The organism is Ancrocorticia populi, assembly GCF_003123745.1.
Taxonomy (GTDB): Bacteria; Actinomycetota; Actinomycetes; order Actinomycetales; family Actinomycetaceae; genus Ancrocorticia; species Ancrocorticia populi.
The window spans coordinates 24,655-37,666 of the sequence record NZ_QETB01000007.1; the positions used below are offsets into that span (position 1 = coordinate 24,655).

At 54.9% G+C, this 13,012-nt stretch carries 11 protein-coding genes; 7 read left to right on the forward strand and 4 right to left on the reverse strand.

The features are described 5' to 3' along the window. Nucleotides 1-2 precede the first annotated feature (2 nt). The 6 genes from DD236_RS11460 (at nucleotide 3) to DD236_RS11485 (ending at nucleotide 6,564) form a co-directional block, all read left to right on the forward strand. Entirely contained in the window at nucleotides 3-908 is a 906-nt protein-coding gene (locus tag DD236_RS11460) for a class II fructose-bisphosphate aldolase (protein WP_109094535.1), read from the forward strand. Nucleotides 909-1,194: 286 nt separating this feature from the next. Continuing rightward, nucleotides 1,195-2,532, forward strand: a complete 1,338-nt coding sequence (locus DD236_RS11465) for an MFS transporter (protein ID WP_165819914.1) — start codon at nucleotides 1,195-1,197, stop codon at nucleotides 2,530-2,532. 96 nt (nucleotides 2,533-2,628) lie between these two features. After that, nucleotides 2,629-3,681: an NAD(P)-dependent alcohol dehydrogenase gene (locus DD236_RS11470; RefSeq protein WP_109094537.1), complete on the forward strand. Its 1,053-nt coding sequence runs from the start codon at nucleotides 2,629-2,631 to the stop codon at nucleotides 3,679-3,681. Between the two features lie 31 nt (nucleotides 3,682-3,712). After that, complete coding sequence (locus DD236_RS11475; protein WP_109094538.1) at nucleotides 3,713-4,702, forward strand: carbohydrate kinase family protein; 990 nt, start codon at nucleotides 3,713-3,715, stop codon at nucleotides 4,700-4,702. 44 nt (nucleotides 4,703-4,746) lie between these two features. Continuing rightward, nucleotides 4,747-5,718 carry an aldo/keto reductase gene (locus DD236_RS11480; RefSeq protein WP_109094539.1) on the forward strand — a complete coding sequence of 324 codons (972 nt, stop codon included), beginning with the start codon at nucleotides 4,747-4,749 and terminating at the stop codon, nucleotides 5,716-5,718. Between the two features lie 147 nt (nucleotides 5,719-5,865). Next, nucleotides 5,866-6,564: a beta/alpha barrel domain-containing protein gene (locus DD236_RS11485; RefSeq protein WP_109094540.1), complete on the forward strand. Its 699-nt coding sequence runs from the start codon at nucleotides 5,866-5,868 to the stop codon at nucleotides 6,562-6,564. A gap of 71 nt (nucleotides 6,565-6,635) precedes the next feature. On the opposite strand, the gene DD236_RS11490 is transcribed toward DD236_RS11485, so the two are convergent. Together DD236_RS11490 and DD236_RS11495 are read right to left on the reverse strand one after the other, a co-directional pair. After that, entirely contained in the window at nucleotides 6,636-7,382 is a 747-nt protein-coding gene (locus tag DD236_RS11490; RefSeq protein WP_109094541.1) for a GntR family transcriptional regulator, read from the reverse strand. Nucleotides 7,383-7,721: 339 nt separating this feature from the next. Continuing rightward, nucleotides 7,722-8,627 carry a GIY-YIG nuclease family protein gene (locus tag DD236_RS11495; RefSeq protein ID WP_109094542.1) on the reverse strand — a complete coding sequence of 302 codons (906 nt, stop codon included), beginning with the start codon at nucleotides 8,625-8,627 and terminating at the stop codon, nucleotides 7,722-7,724. Between the two features lie 357 nt (nucleotides 8,628-8,984). Here DD236_RS11495 and DD236_RS11500 point away from each other — a divergent pair, with 357 nt between their 5' ends. After that, nucleotides 8,985-11,090, forward strand: a complete 2,106-nt coding sequence (locus DD236_RS11500) for a zinc ribbon domain-containing protein (RefSeq protein WP_109094543.1) — start codon at nucleotides 8,985-8,987, stop codon at nucleotides 11,088-11,090. Between the two features lie 226 nt (nucleotides 11,091-11,316). On the opposite strand, the gene DD236_RS12095 is transcribed toward DD236_RS11500, so the two are convergent. Together DD236_RS12095 and fucO are read right to left on the reverse strand one after the other, a co-directional pair. Further along, entirely contained in the window at nucleotides 11,317-11,490 is a 174-nt protein-coding gene (locus DD236_RS12095; RefSeq protein WP_165819915.1) for a hypothetical protein, read from the reverse strand. Between the two features lie 213 nt (nucleotides 11,491-11,703). Continuing rightward, nucleotides 11,704-12,861 (reverse strand): lactaldehyde reductase, encoded by a 1,158-nt coding sequence (gene fucO, locus DD236_RS11505; protein WP_109094544.1) that lies wholly within the window; start codon nucleotides 12,859-12,861, stop codon nucleotides 11,704-11,706. Between the last annotated feature and the right edge of the window lie 151 nt (nucleotides 12,862-13,012).

Below are 13,012 nucleotides of genomic sequence, written 5' to 3' on the forward strand. Positions count from 1 at the left end.
CTATGCTTGCTGATTTAACTTGGTGGCTGCGCGATGCGCAGAAGAACGGCTATGCTGTGCCACTCTTCAATACCTGGAATGCAGAAATGCTCATGGGTGTGATGGATGCAGCCGAAGAGGCCAACGCACCGGTGATCGTCTCGTTCGGCACTGGTTTCGTGGAGAATTGCGTGTTCGAGGACTTCGCAACCACGATGGAATCGATGGCGAAGAATTCCAATGTTCCCACTATTTTGATGTGGGATCACGGACGCAGCTTCGACATTGTTCACAACGCATACGAGCACGGCATGAACGCGATTATGCGCGACGCCTCGAAGCTACCGTTCGAAGAGAACATTGCAGAGACCAAGCGAGTGGTGGACTATTTCCATCCTCGTGGCGTTCCGGTGGAAGCTGAGCTTGGACACGTTGGCGATTACGGCAATTACGAAGAGCAGATGGCCACATACGATTACACGGATCCGTCCCAGGCGGCGGAATTCATTGAGCGTACTGGTGCTGACGTTCTTGCTATTGCGATCGGCAACCAGCACGGGCCATATTCCTCGACTCCTCGCATTTCCTTTGATGTGCTGGAGGCAGTGCGCAACGCGGTGGACGTGCCGCTGGTACTGCACGGGGCTTCGGGTATCCCGGATGAGGACGTGAAGAAGGCCGTCGGTCTTGGGATTTCCAAGGTCAACATTCACGCTGAGTTGGGCTTCGCCGCCATGGACGCAATTCGCGCTGATACCAGCACGAACTTCGTTAATACTCAGCTTCGAGTACGTGCTGCCCTAAAAGAAAAGGCACTCGAAAAGATCGAGATGCTTGGAGCGACGGGCCGCGGGGCAGCCATGCCAAAGGTGGAGACGGACTTTAGCAAGCCAATTGAGCCTATTGAAGATACCGGTTCCTGTACCTGAGGTTAACAGTGCCCGGATCCACGGATCCGGGCACTGCCCGCCCGGCCCAACCTCGATCCGAGGTGGGTTTCAGAAAACGGGCTAACAAGGTTGCTTAGGTGGAGATCAAGGCACTGGGGCCGAAACCTAAAGACCTTTATGAAGCCGGCACCCAATGTCGGGTGCTGGCACAGAAACTGAATTGAGCAGTTAGCAGATAGAGGGATGCCCCCACAAAATCTGCCACGACTGCAGAATGTGTGAGGACGTCATGGAATCGAAAGGGGCTCTGGCCAAACTTGAGCGTATGCCTGTATCACGGTGGCACTGGAAAACGTTCTGGGTAGTTGGCTTCGCTCTCCAATTCAACGGCATTCTGAATTCATCGGGGAATTCGGTACTCGCGGATCTTGTGGACCGAGGGTGGTCCAATAACTACTGGAACGCATTCTTCTCCTCGGCCATGATGGTTGGCTTCTTTGTTGGATCGCTCGTTGCTGGATCTCTCGGAGACAAAATCGGGCGGAAGAAGACTTACGAGCTATGCATCGTGGTGTTTGCATCCGCGTCTCTTGTGGCAGCGTTCGCGCCAGGGATGGTTTTCTTAATCGTGTGCCGCGGCCTCATGGGCATCGGCATGGGCGGCGGGATCGTTCTGGGGTATGGATCCTTCACGGAGTTCATTCCAGCGAAATCGCGTGGAATGTGGTCAGCCCGCATTTCCCTGCTTGGAAACCTGTCACCTCTGATCGCCGCAATTCTCGCGGCGATCTTGATTCCCACATTGAGCTGGCGAGCAGTGTTTGCAGTTGGAAGCGCACTATCTTTCGTCATGCTTTTCGTGGTGCATCTGAGGCTGGATGAATCGCCACGGTGGCTGATTAACAACGGCCGAGTGGAAGAGGGAATCGCCATTATCAATAAGGTCGCACGAGAGTCCGGATTTGAAGAGGTTCTATCTCCCGACCAAGTGCTCGAGGATGACGAAGAACTCGAACCGGATGATGATACGAAGTTATGGGACTTCTTCCACGGCGATCTTGGGCGGAGAACACTCGTTGCCACAGCAACGCTAGTTGCGATGAACCTATCGCTCTACACGATCACCCAGTGGGTGCCCACAATCTTTGTGAATCAGGGAATTGATATCAAGAACTCCCTTCAGATGTCCATGATCATGATGATTGGTGCTCCCGTAGGCGTGTATATCTCAACGCTCATCATGGACAGGTTCCCACGCAAGATTCTGGGCGCCGTGCTGATTGTGCTCGTAGCAGTACTTGGATTTATCTACGCAAACCAGACGAGCCGCACCGCTATCCTCCTCATAGGAACGGTGATGATCATCGTCCTATACATCTATAACAGCTTTTCCTCTGCGGTCTACGCCCCGGAAGTCTGGCCCACTAAACAGAAGATGCGCGGGCTTGGAATCGCCAACTCAATCGGTCGCGTGACGGCGATTGTCTCTCCCTACCTCGTGGCATGGCTACTTACCGAATTCGGTGTTGTCGCCGTATTCATTGTCCTCGGTGCCCTCCTCACTCTTTGCGCGGTGATCCTAGCCGTGTTCGGCATAGAGACGCGTGGAAGGACGTGCGAGGAGATGTCACTTGACAGCGATCAGTTGTCATCCACACGTTAATCCCAAGAAGCACATATCTATCAATTCGCGCTGCTACGGCAGCGCACATCGAGACTGCCGGATAAGCCGGCGGAAGAAAGAATCAGGTGAATAAAGATGAGTGCAAACTCAAAGGCAATTCTAGAAACACCCGGCAAGATGGTGTTCGAGGACTGTGATCGTCCTGCTCCGGGCCCAGATGAGGTGCTTGTGCAGATCGCGCGAGTTGGCATGTGCGGTTCCGATATTCATGGGTTCAAGTCCGGACCTTACATTCCACCCCAGCCGGGTCAGGAAGTTGGCCTTGGGCATGAGCCAGCGGGCATCATCGCCGACGTTGGCGAGAACGTGACGGATTTGAAGGTTGGGGACCGCGTTTGCCTCGAGCCGGGCGTTCCATGCTACCGCTGCGAGTTCTGCTTGGCTGGACACTACAATGTATGCCCCAACGTCGATTTCATGGCGACTGCTCCCAACTACAAAGGCGCCTTCGCCAAGTTCATTACGCACCCCGCACATCTGACGTTTAAGCTCCCCGATTCCATGAGCCTAGACGAGGGCGCACTGGTTGAGCCCGCGTCCGTTGCTACCCACGCGGTACAGATGGCCGGGAACCTCCTTGGAAAGACGGCTGTGGTGCTCGGTGGCGGTGCAGTTGGCCTCATGGTTTCAATGGTTGCCAAGATGGCTGGCGCGAGGGCAATCGTCGTCGTCGATATTCAGGAACGGCGCCTTGAAAAGGCGCGCGAGCTCGGTGCTACGGCGGCGTTCAGCGGAAGTGACCCGGACGTTGCCGCAAAGATCAAGGACATCGTAGGTCAATACGGTGCGGACGTAGTTTTCGAAACCGCGGGAGCAATCCCCACCGTGAAGCTCGGGCTCAATGTAGTCAAGCGCCGCGGGAAGTTCATGATCGTGGGAACCGTGCCTGGGGAGGCGCCAATCTCCTTCCTCGCAATCAACCGCGAAGTGACCATGCAGACAGTATTCCGCTACTGCAACTCCTATCCAACAACGATCGAATTGATTCGTTCGGGCGCTCTTGATGCTTCAGCAATAGTTGATAAGCACTTTGATTACGAAGATATTCAGGAGGCCTTCGAGGTTGCGGCAAACCATGCCGATACTTTCACGAAGGCCGTGGTTGTGGTTGATTCCAGCCTTTCCTAAGTAGCAGTTCCTATTAGAAAGGTCCGAACCGATGACTCCAGTAGACGTGATCTGCGTTGGTACTTCCGTCGTGGATATACCACTCCAGCCCGTAGACCGTACCGTATTCGATTCCGTCTCCTATCCAGTTGAAGATGTCTCGATGCGAGTAGGCGGGGATGCCCTCAACGAGTCCATCGTGCTTTCCAAACTCGGGTCGCGCGTAGGGCTTGTCAGTGCAGTAGGAGCCGATGCTGCCGGCGAGTTCATCATCCAGACCGCGCGGGAGGCCGGCGTAGATGTGACGGGTGTTTCGGTCCAACAGCGGCTCACAACCTCGCTAAATGTGGGCCTAGTTGCACCAGATGGTGAACGCACGTTTATTACGAACCGGAACGGAAGCCTGTGGAAGACCGAAGAATCCGATATTGACGTATCGGGCTTTCTTGGTAGCCCTGGGGCAACCGAGGAGACCGTAGTATCAGCACCGAGGATCTTGGCTTTCGGCAGCATCTTCAATAATCCATTGCTGTCTGGCGATTGGATCGCAAGGCTATTCGCCGCTGCGAAGGCAGTAGGGATGACTATCTGTGCAGATATGGTTCCTAGTCGTATCGGAGCAGGACTCGACGATATCGCCGAAGCGCTCGGCTACGTTGATTACTTCTTCCCCAATGAAGATGAAGTTATTGACCTGACAGGCGCACGAGACGGTGCCGAAGCCGCCGCAACGCTTCTCGACAAGGGCGTGGGCACTGTTGTCCTGAAGACGGGCAAGCGTGGTTGCACATTGTTCACGGCAGGCCAAGAGCCCATCTCGATTCCAGCGTTCGTGCGTGATGACCTAGACGCCATCGACACCACTGGAGCGGGGGACAACTTTGCCGCAGGTTTCATCCGCGCACTTGTTGATAACAAGACACCTCAAGAATGTGCAGTATTCGCTAACGCGGTGGCTGCGGTTTCGGTTGGCGGCCTTGGGGCAACGTCCGGCGTGCAAAGCAAAGCGCAAGTAGACGAATTTCTGGCAAGCCGGAGTTAGACATCTAAGTAAGAGCCGATAAGGCTAACAAGAGAGGAAACAGAATGAAGATTGGAAACGTGGGACAGGATGTCTCTCGGATTGGCCTCGGCACGTGGGCGATCGGTGGCGGACCCGCATTTGATGGTGTTGATGCCGAAGATCTGGGTATCCAGACAATCCACGAGGGGCTAGCTCATAAGGTCAATCTCGTAGACACGGCGCCCGGCTACAACTTCGGACGTAGTGAAGAAATCGTTGGTAAGGCAATCGCGGGCAACCGTGAGGATTACGTCGTAATCACCAAGTGCGGCCTGATCTGGGACGGAGAGGGGTCATTCTTCAACAAGGTTGGTGACCGCGTCCTGAACCGTTCCTTGGATCCGGCATCGATCGAACGAGAGCTTGAGGCGAGCCTGACGCGCCTTGGAACCGACTACATCGATATCTACATGACGCACTGGCCCGCGATTGAGCCATTCAACACGCCTATCGCAGAGACTGTTGAGTACCTCATGGGGCTGAAGGAAAAGGGGCTGATTCACGGAATTGGCGCCGCCAATGTGGACTCGAATCAGGTTCGCGAGTACTTGAAGTATGGCGATCTTGATATCGTGCAGATGCGCTACAGCATCCTTGACCGCACGGTCGAAAAGGATCTCATGCCCGTCTGTATCGAAAACGGCGTGACGGTCCAGGCGTACTCGCCTCTCGAAATGGGAATTCTTGCCGGCGCTGTTCCGCGCGGATACGTGCCTCCCGCCGGGAACGCTCGCGCAGGTAAGAAGTGGTTTGAGCCCGCCAATCTGGAGCTGGCTCAGGACATGCTGGACGCGTGGGCGCCGCTTCGCGAGAAGTACGATTGTTCCTCGGCCGATCTAGCGATCGCATGGATTCTGGCTCAGGATGAAAACGTCACGGTCCTCAGCGGCAGCACCCGGCCCGAGGAGATCAGCGAGAACGTACGCGCGATGAGCATCAATCTCTCGGACGAAGACGCAGCCTGGATGCGCGGCTACGCGGAGAAGATCGGTTAACCAGCCCTCCAATTTCGGCTTGTTGTGTTGTGCGTGGTCCGGTGGTTTTTACTGCCGGACCACGCGTATAACCGCGAATTTTAACGACGACGATTTTTCCATTCCCCAACCAATTCTCATATGAGAAGGAAGAAGCGAAGAAGCATCATGGAAAGAAAACTAAAGATCTCCACCGCAATTGGATGCGCGGATCTCTTAGACCTTGAACATCAAGTTCGTTACGTTGATGAGCGTACCGATTTCATGCACCTAGACATCAAAGATGGCTATTACGTTCGCACGTTTGGTGTTGGCCCTGAGTTCACGGAAGCGATCAAAGGCATCGTTACGAAGCCAATGGATGCCCACCTCATGATCCAGCGGCCGTGGGAATACCTTGAGACGTTTGCGAACGCTGGCGCAACGTGGCTGACTCCGCACGCGGACGTTATCGAGAACGTAGCCCTCGTGACAATCAATCAGATCAAGGAGCTTGGCTGTAAAGCGGGTGTAGCACTCAACCCGTCGCGACCGCTCGAATCGATTCGGTACTACCTGCCCTACCTCGACAAAGTCACCCTCATGCTCGTGGATGCCGGCATTGCTGGACAGCCGGTCATCAAGGAAATGTACGACAAGATTTCTACGCTGGCGCGCTTGCGTGATGATCTTGGACTCGACTTCCTCATTGAGGCCGATGGTTCGATGAACAAGTCCTTGTACGCAAACCTGTATCGTGCAGGTGCGGACATGGTTGTGGCCGGACCTCCGGCGCTCTGGAACAATGATCCAGATTTCGAGCGTGCGTGGCAGATCCTCGAGGATGACGTGGCTCGTGAAACCGAGGGAGTGGAACGCGGCTACTGAGTAGCGGATAGCTTAAATGGGCTGGGGTAGAGACGAGTTCTCTGCCCCAGCCCATTTTCCTGCTTGGATACCTACGTGATGTCATAAAAGAAGCGATAGCGATTAGCCGCAATATACTGCCTACCTACATAGATCAGCTCGCTGTTCGTATCGAGCATCTCGCGGTACAACAAAAACAGGGGATCCCCAACAAGAACCGAGAGCATGTCCGCATGCTGCTTCGTCGCAGCAATAGCATCGATGTAGGAATTCTCGGAGCTGCCCACCTGCACGCCGTGATCCCTCAGTGCCTGAAAGAGTGAACCATCTAGCGGTTCCTTCAGCAAGAACTTGAATCGGGGGAGCGGGTAGTAATTGTTTTCCACCATAATGGGCGAATCGTCAGCGAAATGTACCCGCTGAATGTAGAGGATGCCATCGTTATGGAACTCCGGGCGGGAGGCAATACCCGAAGGAGCTGAGGAGATCACCTCCCGCAGCATCACCGCAGCGGTTGGAACCATGCCACTCATTAAAGCCGATTCAGTGAAACTTGACGCATGCTCGATCTTGCGGGCCATCTTGCGCTCGCGGACAAACGTTCCCTTGCCCTGCCGCTTGACCAAGAGGCCGTGCTGGCACAGTTCATCGATTGCGCGCCTGATGGTTATTCGGCTGACCCCATACATCTCAGCCAACTCAGGTTCCGTGGGAATCTTCTGGCCGGGGGAGTACGTGCCCGAATCTATGGCTGCTTTGAGAGACTTTTCGACCTGAGTAAAGAGCGGATCCGTGCTCGTCTTATCGAGCGATATCTCTCCAACAATCTCATTGTTCACTTAGCACTCCTCTTTCTTCACTACACACCTAGCGTTTGGAGCGGCGGGCCGAGCCACGATCTCTGTGAAAGCTGACTCTGCGCGTCATATTACCGGCTATAGGGTGCCAGTATCGTGATATCACCTTCGACGATCAGTGTTGTCAAAGCCAGATGTGGCAATCTAGCATGACCATGAGCTTCGATTCCCTGACCGAGTTCCGCGCAATATCAAGAGGAAGCCAAGGCATTGCGCTCATATCGAACTCATGCTGAGCCTGACGAAAGATTGATAGCAACAAAGCGAATGTGCATGGCCTTGCCAGCACATGCACTACCCCGTCGCGATCCCCCAGAAAACCTACCTGTAGGGCCAGTAGTATTGCTTTTGCGCGCCCTTCTTCTTTCTAGGCAGCCGATGACCATACGGGCCGATTACTTGGTCAAATACCTCACCTGAGTCGAGGAGATCGAATGCGAACGCACTCCGACGATCATGTCCAGAGCCAGATGACTCCCACGAATCGTGGTCAATTCTTAGCAGGGCACGGGTGACTCCGCGATGCACAGCAGCTGCATACTCTATACCTCTTCTCTTGACTTCCCATGGCGCGTAGTTGAACCACCCCGCGGCTGACTCTCCGATCGATTGGTAGTTTTTGATCCGCCCAGTCTGAGTCAACCACTCGGATTTGTAGCCATAGCCATGGCGAAGGTAACCACCGGGCATACGCTCGTTTTTGTTTTCGGTCCAAGGTCCTAGCGTTACCAAAAGAAGAGGGATATCCGTTTGCAACGGTGGCGCAGCCATCTCGTCGTACAGATCCTGCAGGAGCATGATCCCATGCCCGCGCGATGCTTCTCTCCTCGCGTTGGCCAGCTGGCTCGTGCATCCTTCAGGAACCCTGACCTTGCGATCCACCCTCGTTTGGATCGGCATCGAATGGAGAAGATCAATACACGCTGCCTCTACTGAGGTGTATTCCGGGCCGGACTTCATTCCATAACGAATAATCCAGATCTCCGGTTCGAAACCTGTCGATCGGATGGCACGGATCTGAGCGATCTTGGCCTTTACGTCAGTCTCTTCAAATTCTGCGGTCTCGTCTTCGCCCAACATCGCTTCCCAGCCGTGTGAAGCAAAGCGTGTGCCTCTACCCTTCCCAACGTAGAACGGTATCCCAGTCTGCGGATCAACAAGCATGTACACGTACAGGCCTAATTCGTCAGCAACTTGCCGCTGCACTGCTTCGTCGAGTGGCTTCATGGCGTGCGTTGGTTCTCCTTCTAATACACGTTCACTCCTCATCATACCTTCCAAACCTTGGATAGCTCTCTTCGGATACGGCATCCTATCCATGTCGCAATAGACGAGGAATCTATTGACTTAGAAAATGTGCAGCACGTCAACGAGGTGACTGGCGTACGATTGCAATGGCCATGAGATTGGTGCCGTTCAAGCGCTGAAAAGTGAGGGGACAAAGTGTCCGAGGGATTGACAGCATTATACCGCGGCCGCGTGTCAATACGCCCCTGGCGGGTCGGGGTCCTTGCAGATGTTACCGACTTGGATGAATTAGGTTCTGTCATAGCCCAGCTATCAAGAGTCTGGGGTGGGCTGTACATGCCCATTTTTGACACGGCCCTAGATGAAGATACTCTACGCAGGGAAGTTGAGAGGTTTGATGTAGATAGCGTTTATGCTGAGAACCCACCGGATGAGCTGGTCGAGTTCCTCCGTAAACACTCCTGCGAGTGGAACGGGCGGGCCGAGCTTGGTCCTTTTGGGGACGAAAGGGGGCTCCTCGGAGCAAATGCGCTTCTGGCATCCGCACGAATCGAACAAGATGCATGGCACGGTCCAACTGCTCCGGCGATTGCAGTCGCCGCCTATCTAGGAAAGGAAATCACAAGTGATAAACAGGTGTCTGGCCGTCCGATCAATGACACCACGAGCCTTCTCAAGCTTGCGACGAGCTTCGTTCGTCCGACCCCACCTGGCTTTGTTATCTTGCGTGATCAGAATGGTCAGGATGTGATCCAGTTCTGGAATTGTCGTTCCCTATCAAATAACACTTACCCGCTAACCCAAGATTCGGCCGAGTTCAATAACGCAGTGCTTGCGGATGTCCCCGATGTCACCGGCTTTCTGCAGTCTTCACCGACTGGCGCGCAACGTGAAGTACCGGTCGAGATTCCAGTGTGGGGATATGATGATCTCGACATAGCGGAACAGGAGCGGCTAGACGAGTGGGCCAAGAAACAACATTCTGAGCTAATCCCCCTTCCCAGAAAGGAAGCGCTGAAAGGGTCAAGGTTCCCCGGCTTTGAGCGAATTCTTTCAAACAGTTTCCGCATTAATGTTGGCGCAACAACAAGATTGATTCCCCTCGACATTCCAGAATTACCCCTTCGGGACAACTTGGGGTTTTTCCCAGGAATCGTTGCTGCGGAGGTCGGTTTTCGCGAAGCTTCAGGCGTAGATCCGCGACTTACCCTCTCTATCCCTCCGTATCGGCGCCATGCTAAGTTGATTGATCGACCGGGCTACGGTGCGGATCAGACTCGGATCTCGTCTGTTGGGCCGGTGCTTGGAATCCAAGCGAATTTGGACGAAATCTCAGTCTTGAATGCATACCAAATGGACGTGATGCGGTTACTTTTTGATGACGATTTGGTGGTTGTCGGGCAATCAGACGAGGGAAAGTTCCAGACTCGTGCCGCGGAACTCTTCGGCGGTCCGTTGACGGCGCATCTGAACCAACCAGGTGTCCGCGCAGCAATCCAAGAGGCTGGCACACGCATGAACGGGCTCACGCAACAGCATCTTGAAAATACAGTATCTTCCCACCGAGGTGAATGGCCTGATGCATGGCGCGCGTACAATGAGACTCCACTGGATTACAGTCAGCGCCAGGTCCGTCTGCTTCTAAACTCAGGTATGTTTGTGCCCTTCCTGAGTATTGTATGTCCCGAATGTCGCACCGCGCTCAGACTTGCTCCTGAACAGCTCGGCACCGCTGTTAGATGTGAGTTTTGCGGGACCGACGTGCGACTGGCGCTGGCCCTCGCCCTGACGAAGCCTCAGTGGAGCTTCCGTCTTGCAGGCCACCTTCCCTCTTCGCGTGTGCAAGCTTTCCTCCCGGCGATGGCAGCGTCGGGAGTCCTTGCCAGCTTGAATAATCACGTAGAAGGGCCCCGGCCAAATCATATGTTTGGCCTCGAAGTTCAGCTTCCAGGACAGCGCAAGGTGGAAGTTGATATTGCGATGATCATGAATGAGTCTGGATGGCTGGTTGTGCTCGGAGAAGTCAAGAATCATAATCCCATCGACTCAAACGATGTGAGGAATTTGTTCTCTCTCTGCTCCGCACTCCTCGCGCAGGGGGTTCTTGCGATACCGCTCTTCGCTACGTTCAAGGAAGACTTCTCGACAGAGGAACAGAGTGCAATCCGCGCAATGATGGATATGGTACCACGAAGAGTGTTTGTCAGGGGAAAACGACTGCCGCTTACCCCCCTTACACTTACGCGGAGAGATATGTCATTGCCCTTCCTTCATGATGATCATCCATGGCGGTGGGTCAAGCCCGGTGTAGGCACGGGATTGGTCGGAACTGCCTTGGAATCATGCAAGAAGAACCTTGGTCTTGAAGATGTGATATGGCAAGGCACCGACGAGCAAAGCCCACGATTCAGATGGGCTCCGCTTCCAGAAGACAGGGCCTGATTCAGAGCTACTATTTCGCTGCGACTAGCTCCTTCGGAGTGTTGTTAGAAACGAGAAAGACTCCGTAATACCAGTGTGTAGCCTTGCTGGACTTCGTACTCTGACACTGCAACGCATCGGTTTGTCTCAGCCCTTGTCTGCTGCGACGACGGTGTCGTAGAGGCTGACGTGGCGCTTTGTGAAGTCACTGTTGCCATGCTCGTGTCGACGGTCAAGAGCTTGCGGGTCAGAACTGGCACAAGGAAGTTTCTGGAGCCGTAAGCTGGTTCCACGATGAGTCGATGCGTTTCTGAACTGGGATGAGCATCTCCTCGACCAAATTGGAAGGCGTGAAGTCCTCTCCGTCGTCGGCAACGCGTAGCTTCGCCCAGACCAAAAGTTCGATCTCTTTGAGGTTCAATCCCGTCTCCTTCGGTCCCTGCTATTGAGGGGAGTTCGGCATGTGACTCAACCAATAACTATTAAAATTGTGGTCACCGATTTATGGGGTATCTGAAGGGTCACCAGAAACACCGAGGGGCGCGAGGCAATCCAGACCCGCGCCCCTCGGCACATTAGTTTTTGTAACCAGACCTACCTATTCTGGCAGTCCCGACCGCACCCGCTACACCAGCTACATCAGCGACTTGTACATCTCCAGAATGTCAGCCTCCGTGGCTTCGCGCGGGTTGCCCGGCGTGCACACGTCCGCGAACGCGTCCTTGGCCAGGGGCTCGAGATCGGCTTCGGTAGCTCCCACCTCGGAGATGGTAGTGGGGTTGTCGAGTTCCTTGGCAAGGTGGCGAACGGCAGCCACTGCCGAATTCCGCACGTCTTCAAGATCATTTGTGTACGCCCCGGGAACGCCGAAGGCGGCGGCGATGTCACGGTACTTTTCGCCCGAGTAGTCCTTGTTGTACTCCAACACGGTGGGCAACAGGATGCCGTTGGCAACGCCGTGAGCAACGCCCAAGCGTCCGCCCAGGGGATGCGCCATGCCGTGGACCAGACCTAGGCCAACGTTCGAATAGGCCATGCCGTTGATGTAGGAGGCGTACGCCATTGCCTCGCCAGCTTCCTTGTCCCCGTCGGCGCTCTTCGCAAGGTTCGCCGCGATCATCTGAATTGACTTCAGGCACAGCGCATCGGACAGGGCCCACGCACCCGGCGTGATGTAGCCTTCGATCGCGTGGGTGAGGGCGTCCAAGCCGGTAGCCACCTTGAGACCGCGCGGCATACCGTCCATGAGGTCCGGATCTACGAACGCCACGATCGGAATGTCGTGAGGATCTACGGCCACGAACTTTCGCTTGTTGGCGGTGTCCGTGATGACGTAGTTGATGGTAGTTTCCGACGCGGTTCCTGCGGTAGTGGGCACGCCAAACGTTGGAACAGCGGGATTCTTGGTGTCTGCCACACCCTCGAGCGAAAGAATGTCACCAAACTCTGGGTTTGCCACCACGATGCCGATGCCCTTGCACGTATCCTGCGGGGATCCGCCGCCCAGCCCGATGAGGAAATCAGCACCCGACGCCTTGAACTTCTCCACGCCGTCCTGAATGCATTCGACAGGGGGATTGGCCTTCACGTTCGTGAAAACCTCGTAGCCGATGCCAGCCGCGTCCAGCACATCCGTCACTCGCTTTGCGGTCCCGTTATTTGGATCGGCCAACACGGGATCCGTCACGATCATCGCCTTCGTGAATCCGCGCGACTTCGCCGCCGCCGGGATCTCTTGGATAGCTCCACGTCCGAAAAACCCTGTTTGGTTGAAGATCATCCGATTGACCATTACGTTCTCCCTTCCGCGCAAACCCGCCTTCGTTGGCGGGTTGATAGGGCCATGGTAGGCATGGATTTCGTTGTCAGATTGGGACCGTTGGCGCATTTTCTAACGACGACGGATGCTCACGTTCGAGGAGAGTTTCGTCGTCGTCGGAAAA

Excerpts from the sequence above, each read along its gene's own strand:
- DD236_RS11460 (WP_109094535.1), top strand. The coding sequence starts at position 3 with ATGCTTGCTGATTTAACTTGGTGGCTGCGCGATGCGCAGAAGAACGGC.
- DD236_RS11500 (WP_109094543.1), top strand. The coding sequence starts at position 8,985 with ATGCCCATTTTTGACACGGCCCTAGATGAAGATACTCTACGCAGGGAA.
- DD236_RS11495 (WP_109094542.1), bottom strand. The coding sequence starts at position 8,627 with ATGAAGCCACTCGACGAAGCAGTGCAGCGGCAAGTTGCTGACGAATTA.
- fucO (WP_109094544.1), bottom strand. The coding sequence starts at position 12,861 with ATGGTCAATCGGATGATCTTCAACCAAACAGGGTTTTTCGGACGTGGA.
- DD236_RS11465 (WP_165819914.1), top strand. The coding sequence starts at position 1,195 with ATGCCTGTATCACGGTGGCACTGGAAAACGTTCTGGGTAGTTGGCTTC.
- DD236_RS11475 (WP_109094538.1), top strand. The coding sequence starts at position 3,713 with ATGACTCCAGTAGACGTGATCTGCGTTGGTACTTCCGTCGTGGATATA.
- DD236_RS11480 (WP_109094539.1), top strand. The coding sequence starts at position 4,747 with ATGAAGATTGGAAACGTGGGACAGGATGTCTCTCGGATTGGCCTCGGC.
- DD236_RS11470 (WP_109094537.1), top strand. The coding sequence starts at position 2,629 with ATGAGTGCAAACTCAAAGGCAATTCTAGAAACACCCGGCAAGATGGTG.
- DD236_RS11485 (WP_109094540.1), top strand. The coding sequence starts at position 5,866 with ATGGAAAGAAAACTAAAGATCTCCACCGCAATTGGATGCGCGGATCTC.